Below are 20,261 nucleotides of genomic sequence, written 5' to 3' on the forward strand. Positions count from 1 at the left end.
ATGGCCGGCGTTCCCGCGAAAAAGCCAGCACGCAAGACCCGCTCGCGCAAGGCGGGGCCGACGGCTTCTCTGTGGGGCGGCTTGCGCGGCGGCGACCTCGTCGTGGTGGACTCGGCCCCGCTCATCTACCTCCTGGATGACCACCCTGTCTTTGCGCCAGTGTTCGAGGGACTGTTCGAATTGCAGGCGCAGGGCGTAATCCAGATCGCGATCTCGACCATTGCGATAGCGGAAGTTCTCGCCGGTCCTTTCAAGCATCGTCAGGATGTTCTTGCCAAGCGCTATGAGAAGGCCTTGTCCAGCTTTGATGTGGTGCCTGTGTCCCAGGACATCGCGGTGACGGCCGCCCGCATCCGGGCAAGTACCGGGCTGCGGCTTCCCGACGCGTTGCAGGCGGCGACCGCGCTGGAGACCGGTGCGGTCGCCTTGGTCACGCACGATCGCGATTTCTCCCGGTTGGCCGATTTGCGCGTGATCCTCGGCGAAGCGGCCTAGAAGTACGGCGAGCGCGACATGCCCCGCATCGAGGTGAATCGTTCCGGTGAAATGGAAGCCTTCGTCCAGATCGTGGACCGCGGCAGCTTTTCGGCGGGGGCCCGCGTGCTGGGCATGACGCCGTCCGCCGTCAGCAAGCTGATCGGCCGGTTGGAGGCGCGGTTGGCAACGCAACTGGTGCACCGCTCGACCCGCAAGCTGCAACTGACGCCCGAAGGCCGGAACTTCTACGACCGCAGCGTGCGCGTGCTGGCCGACATGGACGAGGCCGAACGTTGCGCAGCGGCGGGCGCGCTGCCACGCGGCCGGGTCAGCATCAACACGAGCGTTTCGTTCGGCCAGCATGTGCTGGTTCCGCTCGTGCCGCGTTTTCTCGAGCAATACCCGGAAGTGACGCTGGACATCGTGGTCACCGACCGGGTGGTCGACCTGATGGACGAGCGCACCGATGTCGCGATCCGCTGGGGCGAATTGCCGTCGTCCGACCTGGTCGCGCGCCGGCTGGGTGCCACGCGGCAGGCCATCGTCGCATCGCCCGTCTACCTGGAGCGCTATGGCACGCCGCGCACGCCGCAAGAGTTGGAAGCGCACAACCGGCTCGGCTTCAGCTATCGGCGCACCATCCCTGACTGGCCCCTGCGTGTCGACGGGCGGATGATCGACATCCCTATTGCGGGCAATGTGCGGGCCGGTGACGGCGAAACGCTTCGCGCGCTGCTGATCGCAGGCGTCGGCCTGGGCCGACTGTCGCTCTATCACGTCCAGTCCGATATCGACGCGGGCCGGCTGGTGCCCGTGATGGAGGAGTTCAATCCGGGCGACATCGCGCCGATCCATGCGGTCTATCTCGGCAAGGCAGGCCGGCTTCCGGCACGCGTGCGCGCGTTGCTCGACTTTCTTGTCGCCAACGTCGCGGACAATGGGCGACCGAAGCCATGAAAGAAGTACCCGACGCCATCGTCTGCGAAGGCTGCGACGCCATTTACCGGCGCGTGCCCCTGGCCCCGCGCGAGGTCTCGCGCTGCCCGCGCTGCGGCACCGAGCTCGACCGCCATGCCGGCGACCAGAGTTCGCGGGTGCTGCCGTTGACGGTCGCCTGCCTGATCCTCTTCGCGATCGCCAATCTGTTTCCGATCGTCGAGATCCAGGTCCAGGGCCTGACCAGCGAAACGACGCTGGCGGGCGCCGTGATCGCGTTGACGACCGAAGGCATGTCGCCCGTCGCGCTGCTGGTGCTGGCGACGACCATCCTCTTTCCGCTGCTGCAGCTGTGCATCCTGTTCTATCTGCTCGTGCCGATGGCCTACGAGCGGCGGCCGACCGGCTTCAAGATCCTGGTGAACGCGCTGCAGGCGCTGCGGCCGTGGGGAATGATCGAGGTGTTCCTCCTCGGTGTCCTGGTCGCCATCATCAAGCTGGGCAGCCTTGCCAAGGTCATTCCGGGCCCGGCGCTGTGGGGCTTCGTGGCGCTCACCGTGCTGCTGACCGCGGTGCTTTCGTTCAACCCCCGGACTTTCTGGGAAATGGCTTTCGAGCCGCGTCCGGGGCAGGACGAATGAGCGAAGCGTTGCTTCCGGTAAAGACCGCTGCGCAGCAAGGGCTGATGAGCTGCCATCACTGCGGCGCGGTCTGGGAAGGCGCAGAAGAGGGCGAACCCTGCGAACGCTGCCATACGCGCCTGCACACCCGCAAGCCCGACAGCATCAACCGTACGTGGGCGCTCCTGATCGCGGCCTCCATCCTCTATCTGCCGGCCAATCTGTTGCCGGTGATGATCACCAAGAGCCTGTTCGGCACCCAGCAGGACACCATCCTCAGCGGGGTGATCTATTTCTGGGTTTCCGGCGCGTACGGTCTGGCGGCACTGATCTTCATCGCGAGCTTTCTCGTGCCGCTGTTCAAGCTGACGGCGTTGACGCTGCTGAACGTCATGGCCCAGCGCGGCAGCGACTGGCGGCAACAGGAGCGGGCCAAGCTCTACCGTGTCCTCGAATTGATCGGGCGTTGGTCGATGCTCGACGTGTTCGTGGTGTCGCTGCTGGCTGGCCTGGTCCGCATCCACGGGTTCGCCGAGATCACCGCCGGCTTCGGCATCGCCGCCTTCGGCGCGGTGGTGGTGCTGACCATGCTGGCGTCGATCAGCTTCGATCCGCGCCTGACCTGGGACGTGCGAAAAGAACGCGAGCCCGAGGCGTTGCCGGATGACGAGATGAAGACAAGTGAAGGAACCCTATGACGACACCCCCGCTCGCCCCTCCAGAGGTCGCGAAACGGCGCAACTGGCTGCCGTCCATGATCTGGCTGATCCCGATCGTGGCCGCACTGGTGGGCATCACGCTGGTCGCGCGCATCCTGATGGAGCGCGGCCCCGAGATCGTGCTCACCTTCCGGACCGCCGAGGGCCTGGAAGCCGGCAAGACGGCTGTCAAGTACAAGGATGTGCAGATCGGCACGGTGGAGAGCATTCGGCTGGCACATGACCGCTCCCACGTGCGCGTGCTGGTCCAGCTCAAGAAAGAGGCGTCGGGCTTCACGGCCAAGGACACGCGCTTCTGGGTGGTGCGGCCACGGCTCGACACATCGGGCATCTCGGGGCTCGGGACGCTGCTGTCGGGTGCTTACATCGGCGCCGATGCCGGAACGTCGGAAGAGACAGCCGGCGAGTTCACCGGGCTGGAGGTGCCGCCCATCGTGACGCGCGATGCGTCGGGGCGGCAGTTCCTCCTGCACGCGCGCGACGTCGGCTCGCTCGACATCGGCTCGCCGGTGTATTTCCGGCGCGTCAAGGTGGGGCAGGTCGCGGCCTTCGAACTCGACGGCGACGGGCGCGGCGTCACGCTGCGGATCTTCGTCAATGCGCCGTACGACAAGTTCGTGGGCGTCAACACGCGGTTCTGGCACGCCAGTGGTTTCGACGTCGAATTGAGCGCGGCGGGTCTGAAGGTGCGCACACAGTCGCTGGTCACCGTGTTGCTGGGCGGCATTGCCTTCCAATCGCCCGAGGACGTGAGCGGACCCGTGGCGCAGGAGAACACCGAATTCACGCTCGCCGGCGACGAAGCCACTGCGATGAAGGAGCCGGACGGCCCGTCGCAGACCTTGTTGCTGTACTTCAACCAGTCGCTGCGCGGGCTGTCGCCGGGTGCGCCGGTCGATTTCCGCGGCGTGGTCATCGGCGAGGTCAAGTCGATCGGCGTCGAGTTCGATCTGGGCGAGCGCACTTTCAGGATGCCCGTGGTGGTGCAGATCTATCCCGAACGGCTGCGGCGCAGGGCAGTCGGCGCGCCGGCCGATCCATCGGGGCAGTCGCGCTTTGCCAAGGCAACGCAAGATGAGCGCTGGAACTTCCTGGTCGGCAAGGGACTGCGCGCGCAGTTGCGCACCGGCAGCCTGCTGACCGGGCAGGTGTATGTCGCGATGGACTTCTTCCCCGAAGCGCCGAAGGTCAAGTTCGATCCCACCCAGTCGCCGACGGAGTTCCCGACCGTCCCGAACAGCCTGGACGAGCTCCAGTCGCAGGTGGCGGACATCATGCGCAAGATCAACAAGGTGCCGTTCGACGAGATCAGCAACGATTTGCGCAAGACGCTGGGTTCGCTGAACAAGACGCTCGGCAGCGCGGAGCAACTGGCGAAGAGCCTCAACAACGACGTGTCACCCGAGATGATTGCTGCCATGCGGGACGTGCGCCGGACGCTCAACGCAGCGGAAAAGACGATCTCCGACGACTCGCCGCTGCAGCAGGACCTGCGCCAGACGCTGCAGGAAGTCACGCGCGCCGCAGGCTCCCTGCGTGTGCTGACCGACTACCTGGAGCGCCATCCCGAATCACTGATCCGCGGCAAGCCGGAGGACAAGCAGAAATGAGAACGACGAAACTCCGCCTCGCGGCCGTGGCCTCGGCCTTTGGCGCGGCGCTCCTGATGACCGGCTGCGGCAGCGCCGGCGGCCCTCAGTACTACAGCCTCGCCGAGACATCGGCACCGGCACACGCGCCCGCGGCAAGCGCTGCGGCCCCGGCTTATATCGAGCTCGCGCCCATCGCCATGCCGGAGCGCTTCGCCCGGCCGCAAATGGTCGTGCGGAAGAAGGGCGCGCCGGACAGCCCGGCGGTCGACATTCTTGAAGACCATCGGTGGTCGTCCTCTTTCGAGAACGAACTGCGCGATGCGCTGGGCAGCAGCATCGCGAGCCGCCTCGGCGCGGTCGACGTGACCAAGACCGGGCGTCAACGCGGCCAGCCGGCGACACGCATTGCCGTGCAGTTGGGCAAGTTCGACGCCGTGGAGGGCAACCGGGTCGACGCCAGCTTTACATGGACCGTTCGCCGCACCGACGAAGGCCCCGCGACCGGGTGTCAGCTGTCGGTCTCGGAGCCGGTCGGCAGCGGTTTCGACGCGTTGGCGCAGGGTGCGCAGCGCGTCACCTCCAAACTGGCGGATGCAATTGCCAGCAGTGTTTCGGCGATCAAGGCCAACCAGGTGCCGGCCTGCGCGGCGGTCTGATGCTTTGGCGGCGGGCATGAACCCTGAGGGATTCGCGCTTTTTCCGACCGCAATCGGCGCGTGCGGTATCGCTTGGGGCCCGCGAGGCATCGTCGGCGTGCAACTGCCTGAAGCGGAAGAGGGTGCCACGCGTTCCCGCATGGTCCGGCGCTTTCCGTCGTTGCGAGAGATCGAGCCGCCGCCGGAGGTGCATCGTGCCACCGCGGCCATTCATGCCTTGCTCGACGGCGAGCCGCGCGATCTGGCCGAGATCGAACTGGACTTCGACGGCGTCAGCGAATTCCATCAGCGCGTGTATGCCATCGCGCGCCGCATTCCGCCCGGCCGCACGCGCACCTACGGCGATATTGCGGAAGAACTCGGGGACAAGGGACTCGCGCGCTCTGTAGGACAAGCGCTCGGATTGAACCCGTTCGCGCCGGTGGTGCCCTGCCACCGCGTGCTCGCGGCCGGCGGCAAATGGGGCGGTTTCTCGGCGCACGGTGGCGCCGCGTCGAAGCTGCGAATGCTTGCGATCGAAGGCGCGCGCCCGGAAAGCGACACGGCGCCGTTGTTCTGATTTCCCTGATCCGCTAGGGGTGGGGCTCGATCTTGCCCTCCTGAACATAGCGCTCGTACTCGCCAATGGGAATCGCCGTGATCTGCGTCTTGCCGTCGTCTCCCCAACTGAGCACCGCGCTGTCAAACGAAAGATTCACTTCGATCGGCCCCTTGGGAATCAGGATCAAGGGGCCATCGCCGGCCCGGTACTCGACTTCACCAGTGACGGTAGCGTTCGCGGCCATTGCATCGACTCCTCGGTGTGCGGGGTGGAAGCGATCCAGTGTATCGGGGGCGCGACGGCATGTGGTGCTGCGGGGTTTCACCAAGAGCCCTTGTCGTCGGGCACGGCGCATACTGGCGCAAAAGCCCGCATCAGCCCTTCCCCCGGGGCGCCGGGCGGCAGCAAGGAGACCGCATTGCAGCGAACCGATATTGCCAATCCGACTTACTTCCACAAGGTCGTCGATTGCCAGTACGCCTGTCCGGCGCACACCCCCGTCCCCGAATACATCCGACTGATCGCGCAGCGCCGTTATGGCGATGCCTACATGATCAATTGGGTTTCCAACGTCTTCCCGGGCATCCTCGGGCGCACCTGCGATCGGCCGTGTGAGCCGGCCTGCCGGCGCAGCCGCGTGGAAGAGAGCAATGCCAAGGACCCGGAGCCGGTGGCGATCTGCAGGCTCAAACGCGTGGCCGCCGACATGAAGGAAGACGTCCGCGCGCGCATGCCGAAGGTCGAGCCGACGAACGGCATGCGCATCGCCTGCGTGGGCGCGGGACCCGCCTCGCTCACTGTCGCGCGCGACCTGGCGCCGCTGGGCTATGAGGTCACGGTGTTCGACGGCGATGCCAAGGCCGGCGGGTTCATCCGCACGCAGATCCCGCGATTTCGCCTCCCTGAATCGGTGATCGACGAGGAGACAGGTTATATCCTCGACCTCGGCGTGAAGTTCCGGGGTGGTGAAAGCATCGAATCGATGAAGGCGCTGATGGCGCAGAGCTGGGATGCCATCTTCGTCGGTTGCGGTGCGCCGCGCGGACGCAACCTCGACCTTCCCGGTCGGGAGGAGGCTGCGGCCAGCATTCATATCGGTATCGACTGGCTGAATTCAGTCTCCTTCGGCCATGTCACGAACATCGGCCGGCGCGTGATCGTGCTGGGCGGCGGCAACACGGCGATGGATTGCTGCCGGTCGGCCCGCCGGCTCGGCGGCGTCGACGTGAAGGTCATCGTGCGCAGCGGCTTCGACGAGATGAAGGCCTCGCCCTGGGAAAAGGAAGACGCCCAGCACGAAGGCATTCCGATCATCAACTTCCACGTGCCCAAGGCCTTCGTCCACGAGAACGGCAAGCTGACCGGCATGCGATTCGAGGTTGTCAGCGCCACCTACGACGACAAGGGCCGGCGCACGCTCGTACCCACGGGCGAGCCGGAGGTCTTCTTCGAATGCGATGAAGTGCTCGTGGCAGTGGGCCAGGAGAACGCCTTCCCCTGGATCGAACGCGACTGCGGTATCGCCTTCGACAAATCGGGCCTGCCCGTGCTGGACGCCAACACCTTCCAGTCGACGGTGCCGCGCGTCTTCTTCGGTGGCGATGCGGCTTTCGGTCCCAAGAACATCATCACGGCCGTGGCGCATGGGCACGAGGCGGCGGTGTCGATCGACCGGATGCTGCATGGCCAGGCGGTCGGCGTCCGTCCTGCGCCCATGACCAATCTCGTGTCGCAGAAGATGGGCATCCACGAGTGGAGCTACGACAACAACACCTCGAACGACCTGCGTTATCGCGTGCCGTGGGCCAAGGCGGAGGCCGCGCTGGCCAGCATACGCGTCGAGGTTGAATTGGGCTTCGACGCCGCCACCGCCTTCAAGGAAGCCGAGCGCTGCCTGAACTGCGACGTGCAGACGGTGTTCACCGAAGTCGCCTGCATCGAATGCGACGCTTGCGTGGACATCTGCCCGATGGATTGCATCACCTTCACCCAGAACGGCGATGAAGCGGACCTGCGGCCTCGGTTGAAAGCACCGGCGCTGAACCTCGCGCAGGACCTCTATGTGTCCGGCGGCCTGAAGACGGGTCGCGTGATGGTCAAGGACGAGGATGTCTGCCTGCACTGCGGCTTGTGTGCGGAGCGATGTCCCACGGGTGCCTGGGACATGCAGAAGTTCCTGCTGAAGATGACGCCGGCCGGGCCGAAATCTCGCGATGCGCAGGTCGCGCCGAAGCAGGGGGTTCCGGCATGAGCACGAAACAGATCGAAGCAGTCAACGATTTCGTCATCAAGTTCGCCAACGTCAACGGATCGGGCTCGGCCTCGGCCAACGAACTGTTCGCCAAGGCCATCCTGCGCATGGGCGTGCCGGTGAGTCCGCGCAACATCTTTCCCAGCAACATCCAGGGGCTGCCGACCTGGTACGAGGTGCGCGTGACCGAACAAGGCCACATGGGCCGGCGCGGCGGCACCGACATGATGGTCGCGATGAACCCGCAGACGTGGGATGCCGACGTGGCCGAACTGGAGTCCGGCGGCTACCTGTTCTACGACAGCACGCGCGTGCTGCCGCCGTCCAGGTTCCGCGACGACATTCGCGTGATCGGCATGCCGCTGACCGAGATCTGCAATGCGGTCTACCACGACCCGCGCCAGCGGCAGTTGTTCAAGAACATCGTCTATGTGGGCGCCCTGGCCGTCCTGTTGGGCATCGAGCCCGAAGTGGTCGAGAAGCTGCTCGGCGAGCAGTACAAGGGCAAGGAAAAGCTGCTGGCCTCCAACGTGCAGGCGCTGCACCTGGGCTGCGACTTCGCACGGGAGCATCTGCGCGAGACGGTGGGCTTGCGGGTGCGGCGAGCCGATCGGGTGGGCGACCGGATCTTCGTCGACGGCAACAGCGCCGCGGCGCTGGGCTGCGTGTATGGCGGCGCGACCGTGGCCGCGTGGTATCCGATCACGCCATCGTCTTCGGTGGCCGAAGCCTTTCAGAAGTACTGCTCGAAATTCCGTGTCGATCCGGCCACTGGCCAGCACCGCTTTGCCATCGTGCAGGCGGAAGACGAGTTGGCTTCCATCGGCATGGTGGTCGGGGCGGGGTGGAACGGGGCGCGCGCCTTCACGGCGACTTCGGGTCCGGGCATTTCGCTGATGGCGGAGTTCATCGGGCTGGCGTACTTTGCGGAGATTCCGGTCACGCTCATCAACGTGCAGCGCGGAGGGCCTTCCACCGGGATGCCGACGCGCACGCAGCAGGCGGACATCCTTTCGTGCGCCTATGCATCGCACGGCGACACCAAGCACGTGTTGTTGTTCCCGGAAGATCCGCACGAGTGCTTCGAGCATGCGGCGGCGGCGCTGGACTTGGCCGATCGCCTGCAGACGCCCGTTTTCCTGATGACCGACCTGGACATCGGCATGAACCAGCGACTGTGCAAGCCTTTCGCATGGGACGACAGCCGCGTCTATGACCGCGGCAAGGTCATGACCGCCGACGAACTGGAGGCGGGCAGGGACTTCGGCCGCTACAAGGATGTCGACGGCGACGGCATTCCGTGGCGCACGCTGCCGGGCACGCATCCCACCAAGGGCAGCTTCTTCACCCGAGGCACGACGCGCGACGCCTACGCCCGGTATTCGGAGCGAGGGCCCGACTACGTCTACAACATGGAGCGGCTGCTGAAGAAGTTCGCGACCGCCGCCACGATGGTGCCGCAGCCGGTGCTGCGTCCTGCCGCGCAGAAGACCCCGCTCGGCGTGATCTATTTCGGTTCGACCAGCCCGGCGATGAACGAGGCGCTGGAGTCGCTCGAAGAACGCGGCATCCACCTCGACGCGATGCGGCTGCGGGCCTTTCCCTTTCCGGAGAGCGTGCCGCAGTTTCTTGCGGACCATGACTATGTGTACGTGGTCGAGCAAAACCGCGACGGCCAGATGCGCAGCCTGCTGATCAACGAACTGGATGTCGATCCGCGCAGGCTGGTCCGCGTGCTGCATTTCGACGGCACGCCCATCACCGCGCGTTTCGTCATCGAGGCGATCGACGTGCACGTGCACAAGCAAACGCAAGCCGCCACCGACAAGAAGGAGACTGCATGACGTATCTGGCCAAGCCCCGCCTGCGCCACCCGACCTTGGCTGAAAACAAGGTCGGCTACACGCGGCGCGACTACGAGGGCAAGATTTCCACGCTGTGCGCCGGTTGCGGGCACGACTCGATTTCGGCCGCCATCATCGAGGCCTGCTGGGAGTTGGACATCGAGCCGCACCGGGTGGCAAAGCTCTCGGGCATCGGTTGCAGTTCCAAGACGCCGGACTATTTTCTGGGTGCGTCGCATGGCTTCAACACGGTGCATGGCCGCATGCCCAGTGTGCTGACCGGCGCGAACCTCGCGAACTGTGATCTGCTCTACCTGGGTGTTTCCGGCGACGGCGATTCGGCGTCCATCGGCCTGGGCCAGTTCGCCCATGCGATGCGGCGCGGCGTGCGGATGGCCTACATCGTGGAGAACAACGGCGTCTACGGGCTGACCAAGGGCCAGTTCTCGGCCACGGCCGACGAGGGCTCGAAGAGCAAGAAGGGCGTGATCAACACCGACAGCCCGGTCGATCTCGTCGCGATGGCGCTGCAATTGGGCGCCACCTACGTGGGGCGCGGCTTTTCGGGCAACAAGGCGCAGCTGGTGCCCTTGATCAAGGGGGCGATCAGCCACGGGGGCGCGGCCTTCATCGACGTGATCAGTCCCTGCGTCGCCTTCAACAACCATCCGGGCAGTACGAAGAGTTACGACTACGTGCGCGAACATAACGAAGCCGTAAGTCGCATCGATTTCATCAGCGAGCGCGACGAAATCACGGTCGACATGTCGGCCGGCGAGGTGATGGACGTCCGCCAGCACGACGGCACGCTGCTGAGGTTGCGCAGCCTGCATCAGGGCTACAACCCCGGCGATCGCCACGCTGCCATGGCCTACATGCAGCGACACCATGAGATGGGCGAGGTCGTGACGGGGCTGCTCTACGTCGATCCGCTGGCCACCGACTTGCACACGGCGCTCAACACCAGCGCCCGGCCGCTCAATACGCTGGGCCCGCGGGAGCTTTGCCCCGGTGCCCAGGCGCTGCAGCGGTTGAACGCCTCCTTGCGCTGACTGAAGGCACGTCGCACCATAGCGCTTCGGCTGTTGGAGGGAACACCATGGACGAACGCACTGTCTTCCAGTCCATCTCGCGCAAGCATGTGATCAGCCTGGGGCCGCACGCCAGCGTGCGCGATGCCGCCTGCGTGATGACGCGGGCCCACTGCGGCAGCGTGCTCATCATGGAGCCGCCCGACATCCTGCTGGGCATCCTGACCGAGCGCGATTTGATGACCCGGGTGCTCGCCCGGGGGCTCGATCCCGACCGAACGCCGACACGCGAGGTCATGACACCCAATCCAATTTGTGTCCCGCCGGAAACACTGGTGTCCGATGCCATCGTGACGATGCTCGAACGGGGCTTCCGCCATCTGCCGCTGGTGGCGGGGAAGAGGATCCTCGGCGTGTTCTCGGTGCGCGATGCCCTCCCGCGGGAGCTGGGCGCGGCGCTCAGCCAGACCGAATTCAACGAGCAGGTGAACGACGTCCTGGGGTAAGCCAGCGCTCGGACTACGGCGATCGGTGCAGCCTTGGCGCGGAGAGTGCCTGCAGGCTTTCGGTGATGGCGACGTCGACGTCGCTCCATCGCCCTGTCAGTTGGGCAGTGTCGAGCGCTTTCTGCAGCGCGCGCAGTTCACGCACGCCAGGGGCGACCTTGATCTGGGCGATGGCGCCCGTCGGATTGCCGGCACGGAGGAGCGCGACGATCTTGCCGGGCCAGGGGGACGGGGATGCCAAATCGGACTTTCACGGGGTGACAGGGAGCGAGCATTGTCCGCTGAGGCGCTCCAAAAACAAGAAGGCCTCGTGCATTGCTGTACGAGGCCTGAATTCCGTCCCAAGAGAGACGGAGGAGGGAGAACCGGGTCGGTCAGTCTTCTTCGACGACCTTGGACGTCTTGACGCCGTGGAAAACAAGGGCGCCGGCTGCGCCGAGAACGATCAAGAGAATCAGCATGAGGGCACTTCATTGGTCACGATGAAGTGAGTTTGGGGTAAACCCTGATTTCCTGCCGAAGCCCTCGAACTTGACCACAACGGCTGTAGGCACGGAGAAGGCGTCGCTTGCAAACGCTGGCGATCCGCAGGTCACCTTTAGGCGGGGACATGCGCGAACCAGTGGCGCGCGATCTGCTCGCGCGTGGCGCACCACACGCCCTGGCGGCTCTTGACGTGCGCGACCAGCCGTTCCAGTCCGACGAAGCGGGCCGGGCGGCCGATGATGCGCGTGTGCAGGCCGATCGACATCATTCGCGGCGCGTGGCCCGATTCGCGCAGCAGGCATTCGAAGGCATCGATCACATAGTCCGCGAAGTCCTCGCTGCGCGTGAAGCCGCCGGGTTCGAAAAAGCGCAGGTCGTTGGTGTCGAAGGCATAGGGCAGCACCAGGTGCGCGCGGCCCGCCACCGTCAGGTAGTAGGGCAGGTCGTCGTTGTAGGCGTCGCTGTCGTAGAGGAATCCGCCATGCTCGACGAGCAGCCGGCGCGTGTTGACCGAAGCTGAAGACCGGGTGTGCCATCCCACCGGCGCGCGCCCGTGCAGGCGGCGGATGGTCTCCACGGTGCGTGCGATGCGGGCTCGCTCCTCGTTCTCGGGAAGGAGGGCGTGCGACTCCCAGCGCCAGCCGTGGCAGCAGATCTCGAAGCCTTGCTGCGTGGCGTCTGTGGCGATCCATGGCGTCGCTTCGAGCGCGCGCCCGCAGGCGCTCAGCGTCAGCGGGACGCCAGCCTTCACCAACAGCCGCGTGATGCGCCAGTAGCCTACGCGGGCGCCGTATTCGAAGTGGCTTTCCATGCAGAGGTCGGGGGCGCCGACCACCTCATGGGTGATCTCGTGCCGGCCCTCGTTGCGCGGGTCACCCGCACTCAGCGCGAACTCGGCGCCTTCCTCCACGTTGAGCACGAACGACACGGCTAAGCCGGTGTCGCCAGGCCACCGCATTGCTGGTGGATTCCAGCGATAGCCTGAGAAATCGCGCGGCGTTGCGGCGTTCTGCATGCTGTCTCCTTGCCAAACTCTCGATTGGCTTTGCAGCAAGGAAGACCAAGGGCGAGTCGCTGCGAAATCGATGGTCGCGACTCCGCGCGATGTTGTCCATGCTGAGCGCTGGATACCGACTATTCGCGAAATGGATGCGTGACAGGTCCGCCAGATCGTCCGAATTCGGAATCGAACTGCACCACGCGACGCGGGGGTAGCCCCTAGCACAGCGCGCCGCTTCGTGCTGTCGCTGGTTCATTGAGTCCTTGGCGACAATCGGCGCATGACTTCTTCGCGCTTCTTCAAGATCGCGCTCGTGCTGGGCCTGTTGTCTGCCATCGGCCCGTTCGCGATCGACATGTACCTTCCCGCCTTGCCAGAGATCGGCAGCAGCCTGGGGGCCGGCATCGGGCAGGTCCAGATGAGCCTCACGGTCTTCTTCATCGCGATCGGTGTGGGCCAGCTGCTCTACGGGCCGGTGTCGGACATGGTGGGACGCAAGCCGCCGCTCTATTTCGGGCTGGGCCTGTTCGCGCTGGCGAGCGTCGGCTGCGCACTCGCGACGAACATCGAGATGCTGATCGCGCTTCGCTTCGTGCAGGGCCTGGGCGCGGCGGCCGGCATGGCGATCCCGCGCGCGGTGGTGCGCGACCTGCATACCGGCACCGAGGCGGCTCGGCTGATGTCGCTGCTGATGCTGGTGTTCAGCGTGTCGCCGATCCTGGCGCCGCTGGTCGGCAGCGCGGTGATCGCCGTCGCGGGCTGGCGTGGCGTGTTCTGGGCGGTGACGCTGGCGGCGGTGATCGGCCTTGCGACCATCGCATCGGTGCTGAAGGAAACGCGCCCGGCCGGCCACCGCGTCGAAAGCAGCCTGGGCAGCGCGCTCAAGGCCTATGGCGTCCTGCTGCGCGACGCGCATTACCTCGGGCTGGTCTTCATCGGCGCCTTCGCCATGGCGGGCTTCTTCACCTACCTCGCCAACTCGTCCTTCGTGATGATCGACCACTACGGCCTGTCGCCCACGCTCTACAGCGTGGCCTTCGGCGTCAATGCGGCGGCATTCTTCGGCGCCGCCCAACTCAACGGCGCATTGTGCGAGCGATTCGGCATCGTGCGGGTGGTCAAGTCCAGCGTCAGCGCCTGCGGGCTGGTGATGATGGCGATGTTCATCTATTTCCTGAGCGGCGGCGACCAGTTGGCGGTGCTCATCGTTCTGTATTTCATCGCCAGCGCGCTGATGGGCTTTGTCATTCCGACCACATCGGTGCTCGCGCTCGAAAAGCACGGCGCCATCGCGGGCACGGCGTCGGCGCTGCTCGGCACGCTCCAGATGCTGACCGGCGCGGTGGTGATGTCGGTGGTCGGCCTGTTCACCGATGGCCGGCCGCTGCCGATGGTGGCGGGCATGGCAGGTGGCGCGCTGATTGCGGTGGTGCTGGCGTGGATCACGCTGGGCGGACGGAAGGCGACGGCGTATGCAGCAGGCTAACGTGATGACCACACCCCATTCCGTCAAGGCGGTGCGCGACGGGCTGCCCCAGCCGCAGCGCTGGCATGCGATGCTGGTCATCATCCTCGGCATCGCGGTGGCGGTGCTCGACGGCACCATCGTGAACCTCGCGCTGCCGGGTATCGCGCGCGAACTCCATGCCGACGCATCGCACGCGATCTGGGTGGTCAACGCCTACCAGATCGCCACGCTGGTCATGCTGCTGCCGCTGGCGTCGCTGGGCGACCTGTTCGGCTACCGGCGGGTGTATCTCGTGGGCATGGTGTTGTTCGCGGCCGCGTCCCTCATGGCCACGTTCGCGGACTCACTCGGCACGCTGATTGCCGCGCGCGCCCTGCAAGGCCTCGGCGCCGCCGGGATCATGAGCGTCAACGCGGCGCTGGTCCGGCTCATCTTTCCGCGAGACCAACTGGGGCGCGGGATGGCGATCAACTCGATGGTGGTGGCGACCGCATCGGTGGCCGGACCATCGGTCGCCGCGGCGATTCTTTCGGTGGCTTCGTGGCCCTGGCTCTTTGCGCTCAACGTGCCGCTCGGCGCGTTGGTGCTGGTGCTGGGCTATCGGTCGCTGCCGACCAGCGAGACCGCGTCGTCGTCAGGCTCGCGTTTCTCCGCTTTCGACGTGCTGCTCAACATTTTGATGTTCGCGCTGATCTTCATCGGCGCCGACCGGCTGGGCGTGCGCGAAGGCGCGGTAGGTCAGGGCGCGGGCGCGAGTGCCGGCGCCTGGGCGCTGCTGCTTGGCGGCGTCGTGGTGGGGTTCATCTACGTGCGTCGACAACTCAAGTTGGCGACACCGCTATTCCCCGTCGATCTGCTGCGCATCCCTGTGTTCGCACTGTCGATGGGCACCTCGGTCGGCGCCTTCTGCGCGCAAATGCTGTCTTTCATCGCGCTGCCGTTCCTGCTGCTCGAAACCTACGGCAAGTCGCACTTCGAGGCCGGACTGCTGATCACCGCGTGGCCGCTGGCAATCGTCTTCATGGCGCCGATCGCGGGCCGGCTGATCGGCAAGTACCCGGACGGCTTGCTCGGCGGCGTGGGCCTGGCCTTGCTCGCCACCGGGCTGGCGCTGCTCGCAGCCTTGCCCGCACAGCCGAGCAACGCGGACATCGCATGGCGCATGGTCCTGTGCGGCCTGGGCTTCGGACTGTTCCAGTCGCCGAACAACCACACCATCGTGACCTCGCCGCCACCGCACCGCAGCGGCGCGGCAAGCGGCATGCTCGGCACCGCGCGGCTCACGGGCCAGACGCTGGGTGCGGTCGTGCTGGCGGGCATCTTCAGCGTCTGGAGCCCGCATGACGGCAAGGGCCAGATCATCGCGCTGGCGCTGGCCGCCTGTTGCGCGGCCGTGGCGGCAGTGTGCAGCACGCTGCGCACGCGCCAGCCTGCTCCCCGGCACGCCTGATGCATGCTTGAGGCGCGCAGCGCCTACTTCGACGGGATGACCCCGCCGATGCGATCGATCATGTAGGGGAAGAATGGATTCGAGGACAGGCGCGTCAACGAATCCAGGCTGATGATGAGCGCCCCTCGCTCGCCGCGAACCGCCATGGCGCCGAGGTTGACGCCGAACTCGTCGTTGCCCTCGGGCTGCATGCCGTAGAGCGGATCGTTCATCGGGAAGGGCAGCGCGAGGTGCGACAACGAGAACACCTCCAGCGGAAACGCCAGGTCGAGGTCGCGCGTCTGCTCCGTCGTGGCGCCGGCTTCGGTGACGCGCTCCACGACCTGGCGGCTGTTGGGCCCCCTGTTGGTGATCACGGTGGAACGGAAATTCCTCGGCGCCGGCGGCAGGATCCGGTCGAGCCGCAGATCACTGCCCGAGCGCAGCAGGGGACCAAACTTGATGCTGCGGTTCAGGTCGAACAGCACCAACTCGCTGCCGTTGCTGGGCAGGCGCGCGTACAAGCCCGTGACGATCGCCCGGGTGCTGACGGTGAAGTCGATCAGCGACTGGAAGGTGAGGATGGGCGGCAACTTCACGAGATTGCCCGCGCTTTCTTCACGTGCGATGTGCGAACGCAGGTCACGCGTGAGCAGCGACGATTGCCGCGCGCCGTTGACCGGGAAAGAGTTGTACTTGAACGGATTGAATTCCGGAACGATGCCGAGCCACGCCGCCTTGGCGAACGCGGGGAAGATGGCCGGCCAGCCGAACACGCCGGCGAAGCGCGAGAGTTCGGTGATGCCGATCATCGGCGCGATCAGGATGAGGCGATCCGGTCGCGCCAGATTCGCGTCGTCCAGGCCGTCGAGCGCGTACTTCATTGCGAGTGCGCCGCCGTTGGAGAAGCCGACGATGTGCAACGGCAAAGGTGCCGCCACGCGCCGCCGCGCTTCCCGGACCGCGAGGCGCGTCGCTTCCAACCAGTCCTCCCAGTCGACATGCGTCAGGCCGGAGGGGACGGTACCATGGCCCGGCAAGCGGATCGCGACGACGACGAAGCCGCGGTCGCGGTACACGCTCGCGATGTGCCGAAGGCTGTACGGTGAATCCGTCAGCCCGTGCAGCAGCACGACGGCGCCGCGCGGCGTGCCCTGCGGTTCGAGGATGTACGACCGGTTCCAGTCCTGCGCGAAGTGGCCCGGATAGATGGGGCTGCCGCTGAAGTAGCGATTGCTCGGTACCTGCGCCTCAGGCGGCAGCCTGTCGGTGACATTCTTGCGGACCTCGTCGAACGCCTTGTTCTCGGCGGCGATGTAGGTCGCCCAGTCGGCCTTGCGAAGCTCGTCGCGCGAGAGTTCGTCGGGGACGTAGGTGTGCCAGAGTTCGAGCGGCGGGCCGCGCTGGATGTCGTAGGTGCGCAGTGCGACCGCTGTGACGATGACGATGCCGAGTACCAGCGCAGTCCATTTCAGAATCCTCGCCAACCGCAATACCATGTTTGCCCTCTCGTGATTCCAGCGGATGTGCGACAAGTCGTCGGCACCCGCGCGCAATCTATCACGAGGCTCTGCTCGACAGGGGCCTTGCAGATGTACGCCAGCTCTTGGGCATGGGCCGGTGGGTCGGAAACGGAAGGGACCGCGGCCATGCACACCAGCATGCGGATGATGCGTCGGGTGAGCATGGCATTCCCTTTTTTACCTGTGATTCCGATGGCGTGATGCTGCAGCTGCGGCCGCATTTGCGCATCACCCTCTGGGGGGATAGTTGTCGGCGCTGCATACTGCGGCCACGACGACTGCTGCACGGAGATCCATCCCATGAGTCAGATCGGCAAGCCACCGGGCGATGACGCGCTCATTCGCCTCGGCTGCGAGGCGGCGGACTGTCCGCCCGCCTCCAAGCCCTGGGTGCTGGCCGCGGCGATCGTCGGCTCGAGCATGGCCTTCATCGATGGCACGGTGGTCAACGTCGCGCTGCCGGCCATCCAGGCCGATCTGCATGCGACGGCCTTCCAGGCTCAGTGGGTGGTGGAGTCCTATGCGCTGTTTCTTGCGGCGCTCTTGCTCGTCGGCGGATCCCTGGGCGATCACTTCGGGCGACGAAAGATCTTCGCGATCGGCGTCGGGCTTTTTGCGCTGGCTTCCGTCGGCTGCGCGATGGCGGGTGATGTGCGGCAACTCATCATTGCGCGGGCGGTGCAGGGCATTGGCGGTGCGATGCTGGTGCCGGGCAGCCTGGCGTTGATCAGCGCGTCGTTTCCCGAGAAGGAGCGTGGGCGCGCCATCGGTACGTGGTCCGGGTTCAGCGGCATCACGGCGGCGGTCGGGCCGGTGGTGGGCGGGTTCCTGGTAGACCACTATTCGTGGACCTGGGCGTTTCTGGTGAATGTGCCGATGGCCGTCGCCGTGCTGCTGATCGTGTGGCGTCGGGTGCCCGAGAGCCGTGGGGGCGACGCGGCTGCGCGGCTCGATCCCTGGGGCGCGGCACTCGCCACCATCGCGTTGGGCGGCATCGTGTATGCGTTCATCGAGGCGCCCACGCAGGGCTGGGCTTCAGTGCCGGTGATGGCCGCGTTGATCCTGGGTATCGGAGCAAGCGTTGCGTTCGTCATCGTCGAACTGCGCGTGGGTTCGCCGATGCTGCCGTTGTCGTTGCTGCGCATCGGCAACTTCGGCGGTGCGAATCTGCTGACCTTGCTGTTGTATGCGGCGCTGGGTGGCGGGCTGTATTTCTTCCCGCTCAATCTGATTCAAGTGCAAGGCTATTCGGCGACCGTGGCGGGTGCTGCGTTGCTGCCGTTCATCCTCATCATGTTTGCGCTGTCGGGATGGGCGGGGCAATTGGTCGATCGGTTCGGGCCGCGATTGCCGTTGGTGATTGGGCCGAGCATTGCGGCCATGGGCTTTGCGCTGTTTGCGGTGCCGGGCGTTGGGGTCAATTACTGGACGAGTTTCTTTCCGGCGGTGGTGGTGCTGGGGTTTGGAATGGTGGTCACGGTTGCGCCGTTGACGACCACGGTGATGAATGCGGTCGGCCCTGATCTGGCAGGGATTGCGTCGGGGGTGAACAACGCTGTGTCGAGAACCGCGGCGGTGTTGGCGATTGCGGTGTTCGGGGTTGTGATGGCTTGGGCCTTCGATGCGCGGCTTGCTGAAGGGCTGCGCGAGATCAACGCTTCCGCGCAGGCGGCGACGTTTCTCGAAGCGCAGCGCAGTCAGTTGGCCGGGGCGAGATTGCCGCCGGGAATCGATGCGGCGGCTGCCACGGCATTGAGGCAAACGGTGAATGCGTCCTTTGTTTCGGGGTTCCGCTGGGTGATGCTGTTGTGCGCGGCGTTGGCGCTCATGAGTGCGGTGAGTGCCTGGGTATTGATTGGCCGTGGGCCGCGCCCGGTGGCTCGATCTGCCGCCGGTTGATGATCGCCTGACAACGTTCCCTTGCGTTCAGGGCGACTGCATCGAAGCGATGGTTGCTTTGGCGATCTGGAGGCGGCGCTCGAATTCTGCGTTGACCAGGGTGAGCAGGGCGCTCGAGTCGGCCAAGTTAGCGAAGGTGTCATCGTCGCGGGCCGATCGCGCTGCAACGACAAGGTTGTGGATGCATGCGGCTGCGTGATACGCCTCCCTCAATGCGTTGATTTCGCCGACCGCAAGCATCGAGAGCGTGGCGCGATCGCTTCGGGATTCGTCGGAAGGGTTGTCCTCGGCGGGGGGATCGTTGGGGTGGCGCGCGAGCGCACAGGTAGGGTGAGCCATCAATGGCCTCCAAAGGCTTCGGTTTGGAAAACCGCCGCACTCGAGTCCAATCGAGGGCGGCGGCTCGACGAGTTGGACTACCGGGAAGCCCTTGCGAGAACCGGCCGGGCTTGCGCCCGCACGTCGAGCCGCCAAAAATGGTGGCACGAAGAGCAAAGCCGCAAGTCCTGCGGATGACTGCGGCTTTCGTCGCAGAGCTTTGGCGGGAGTCCAATCCCGATCACATCTTTTTTTGACGTGACCGGCGCAGTATAGCCACGCGGTCCGCCGCAGCAGTGATCCTTCGCATTAGCGCGCATGGCCTGGTGTTGACCGGCTACTTCTTGCCGCGCGCTTTCGACCCCTTCTTGTCCTCGGGCGTCACGAACCCGATAGGCCGCTTGGGCGGATCGGGCTGCGCGGTGAGTTCGCGCAGCGCATCGAACACCTGACGCAACTGATTGCGCGTGTTGCGACTGAACGTGTCGTGCTGGGTTGCCAGAAAGTCCGTCTTCTCTTCCAGTTCAGCCAGCCGCTTGGCCAGGTCGTGGTGAATGCTGGAGGCCTCGCGCAGCCGCACGAAGGCGCGCACCACGTAGGTTGACACTTCCACCGCGCGCGAACTGTTCAAGACCATCGCGGCCATGATCGCGCCGTGCTCGGTGAAGGCATAGGGCAGATATTTTCGGTGCTGGCCGCGGCCTGCCTTTAAGGTCGCAAATTGCGACCTTAAAGCCTCCCACTCCTCAGCCGAGAGCTGGAACATGAAGTCGGCCGGAAACCGCGCCGCATTGCGCTTGACCGCTTCGTTGAAGCGTTTGGTCGGCACCTCGTAGAGCGCGGCCAAGTCGGCGTCCAGAATCACCCGCTGACCACGCAGCGAAGCGATGCTGAGGGAAATGCTCTCCACCGCTGGCGCGGCGGCAACCGGCGTGCTCATCGAGCCGTGTGCGCGATGCGCTTGG

Annotated in this window: 20 protein-coding genes; 14 read left to right on the plus strand and 6 right to left on the minus strand. The window is 65.6% G+C overall.

Translation table 11 applies throughout. The features are described from left to right. Genes AC1DHL_RS09835 through AC1DHL_RS09865 form a run of 7 tightly spaced genes read left to right on the plus strand, consistent with a single transcriptional unit; the run spans position 1 to position 5,559 of the window. A complete protein-coding gene (locus AC1DHL_RS09835; protein ID WP_478161869.1) occupies positions 1-495 on the plus strand; it encodes a type II toxin-antitoxin system VapC family toxin in 495 nt (164 codons plus the stop codon). Positions 496-513: 18 nt separating this feature from the next. Further along, positions 514-1,434: a LysR substrate-binding domain-containing protein gene (locus tag AC1DHL_RS09840; protein WP_478161870.1), complete on the plus strand. Its 921-nt coding sequence runs from the start codon at positions 514-516 to the stop codon at positions 1,432-1,434. Next, complete coding sequence (locus AC1DHL_RS09845; RefSeq protein ID WP_478102689.1) at positions 1,431-2,054, plus strand: paraquat-inducible protein A; 624 nt, start codon at positions 1,431-1,433, stop codon at positions 2,052-2,054. The genes AC1DHL_RS09840 and AC1DHL_RS09845 overlap by 4 nt, the downstream gene beginning before the upstream one ends. Continuing rightward, positions 2,051-2,731 carry a paraquat-inducible protein A gene (locus AC1DHL_RS09850; protein ID WP_478161871.1) on the plus strand — a complete coding sequence of 227 codons (681 nt, stop codon included), beginning with the start codon at positions 2,051-2,053 and terminating at the stop codon, positions 2,729-2,731. The genes AC1DHL_RS09845 and AC1DHL_RS09850 overlap by 4 nt, the downstream gene beginning before the upstream one ends. After that, a complete protein-coding gene (locus tag AC1DHL_RS09855; protein ID WP_478161872.1) occupies positions 2,728-4,362 on the plus strand; it encodes a PqiB family protein in 1,635 nt (544 codons plus the stop codon). The genes AC1DHL_RS09850 and AC1DHL_RS09855 overlap by 4 nt, the downstream gene beginning before the upstream one ends. Then, positions 4,359-5,000 (plus strand): PqiC family protein, encoded by a 642-nt coding sequence (locus AC1DHL_RS09860; RefSeq protein WP_478161873.1) that lies wholly within the window; start codon positions 4,359-4,361, stop codon positions 4,998-5,000. Before AC1DHL_RS09855 ends, AC1DHL_RS09860 begins: the two co-directional genes overlap by 4 nt. 16 nt (positions 5,001-5,016) lie before the next feature. Continuing rightward, positions 5,017-5,559 (plus strand): methylated-DNA--[protein]-cysteine S-methyltransferase, encoded by a 543-nt coding sequence (locus tag AC1DHL_RS09865; RefSeq protein WP_478161874.1) that lies wholly within the window; start codon positions 5,017-5,019, stop codon positions 5,557-5,559. 13 nt (positions 5,560-5,572) lie between these two features. Here AC1DHL_RS09865 and AC1DHL_RS09870 read toward each other — a convergent pair whose 3' ends face one another. Then, positions 5,573-5,785, minus strand: a complete 213-nt coding sequence (locus AC1DHL_RS09870) for a hypothetical protein (protein ID WP_478161875.1) — start codon at positions 5,783-5,785, stop codon at positions 5,573-5,575. Positions 5,786-5,959: 174 nt separating this feature from the next. On the opposite strand from AC1DHL_RS09870, the gene AC1DHL_RS09875 reads away from it, so the two are divergent. From AC1DHL_RS09875 to AC1DHL_RS09890, 4 genes are read left to right on the plus strand one after another with little or no spacing between them, the layout of a single operon-like run. Then, a complete protein-coding gene (locus tag AC1DHL_RS09875) occupies positions 5,960-7,792 on the plus strand; it encodes an FAD-dependent oxidoreductase (RefSeq protein WP_478102698.1) in 1,833 nt (610 codons plus the stop codon). Then, positions 7,789-9,636 carry a 2-oxoacid:acceptor oxidoreductase subunit alpha gene (locus tag AC1DHL_RS09880; RefSeq protein WP_478161876.1) on the plus strand — a complete coding sequence of 616 codons (1,848 nt, stop codon included), beginning with the start codon at positions 7,789-7,791 and terminating at the stop codon, positions 9,634-9,636. The genes AC1DHL_RS09875 and AC1DHL_RS09880 overlap by 4 nt, the downstream gene beginning before the upstream one ends. Further along, positions 9,633-10,688, plus strand: coding sequence for a 2-oxoacid:ferredoxin oxidoreductase subunit beta (locus tag AC1DHL_RS09885; RefSeq protein ID WP_478102702.1), 1,056 nt, complete (start codon positions 9,633-9,635; stop codon positions 10,686-10,688). The genes AC1DHL_RS09880 and AC1DHL_RS09885 overlap by 4 nt, the downstream gene beginning before the upstream one ends. A 47-nt stretch (positions 10,689-10,735) precedes the next feature. Beyond that, complete coding sequence (locus AC1DHL_RS09890; RefSeq protein ID WP_478102704.1) at positions 10,736-11,173, plus strand: CBS domain-containing protein; 438 nt, start codon at positions 10,736-10,738, stop codon at positions 11,171-11,173. A gap of 13 nt (positions 11,174-11,186) precedes the next feature. Here AC1DHL_RS09890 and AC1DHL_RS09895 read toward each other — a convergent pair whose 3' ends face one another. Both AC1DHL_RS09895 and AC1DHL_RS09900 read right to left on the minus strand, forming a co-directional pair. Then, the gene (locus AC1DHL_RS09895) at positions 11,187-11,414 is read right to left on the minus strand and encodes a hypothetical protein (protein ID WP_478161877.1); all 228 of its coding nucleotides are present in this window, start codon (positions 11,412-11,414) and stop codon (positions 11,187-11,189) included. Between the two features lie 357 nt (positions 11,415-11,771). Then, complete coding sequence (locus AC1DHL_RS09900; RefSeq protein ID WP_478161878.1) at positions 11,772-12,674, minus strand: polysaccharide deacetylase family protein; 903 nt, start codon at positions 12,672-12,674, stop codon at positions 11,772-11,774. A gap of 265 nt (positions 12,675-12,939) precedes the next feature. On the opposite strand from AC1DHL_RS09900, the gene AC1DHL_RS09905 reads away from it, so the two are divergent. Both AC1DHL_RS09905 and AC1DHL_RS09910 read left to right on the plus strand, forming a co-directional pair. Beyond that, positions 12,940-14,145, plus strand: a complete 1,206-nt coding sequence (locus AC1DHL_RS09905; protein WP_478161879.1) for a multidrug effflux MFS transporter — start codon at positions 12,940-12,942, stop codon at positions 14,143-14,145. A gap of 4 nt (positions 14,146-14,149) precedes the next feature. Continuing rightward, positions 14,150-15,577, plus strand: a complete 1,428-nt coding sequence (locus AC1DHL_RS09910) for an MFS transporter (RefSeq protein WP_478161880.1) — start codon at positions 14,150-14,152, stop codon at positions 15,575-15,577. Positions 15,578-15,600: 23 nt separating this feature from the next. Here the strand turns inward: AC1DHL_RS09910 and AC1DHL_RS09915 are convergent, their stop codons facing one another. After that, entirely contained in the window at positions 15,601-17,055 is a 1,455-nt protein-coding gene (locus AC1DHL_RS09915) for an alpha/beta hydrolase (RefSeq protein WP_478161881.1), read from the minus strand. A gap of 324 nt (positions 17,056-17,379) precedes the next feature. Between AC1DHL_RS09915 and AC1DHL_RS09920 the strand changes: the two genes are divergently transcribed. Further along, positions 17,380-18,978, plus strand: coding sequence for an MFS transporter (locus AC1DHL_RS09920; protein ID WP_478161882.1), 1,599 nt, complete (start codon positions 17,380-17,382; stop codon positions 18,976-18,978). Between the two features lie 27 nt (positions 18,979-19,005). Here the strand turns inward: AC1DHL_RS09920 and AC1DHL_RS09925 are convergent, their stop codons facing one another. Further along, complete coding sequence (locus tag AC1DHL_RS09925; protein ID WP_478102717.1) at positions 19,006-19,317, minus strand: hypothetical protein; 312 nt, start codon at positions 19,315-19,317, stop codon at positions 19,006-19,008. Positions 19,318-19,633: 316 nt separating this feature from the next. Next, on the minus strand, positions 19,634-20,236 hold the full coding sequence (locus AC1DHL_RS09930) for an ORF6N domain-containing protein (protein WP_478102719.1): 603 nt from the start codon (positions 20,234-20,236) through the stop codon (positions 19,634-19,636). Positions 20,237-20,261: the final 25 nt, after the last annotated feature.

Source organism: Variovorax sp. 10L426 (assembly GCF_056395305.1).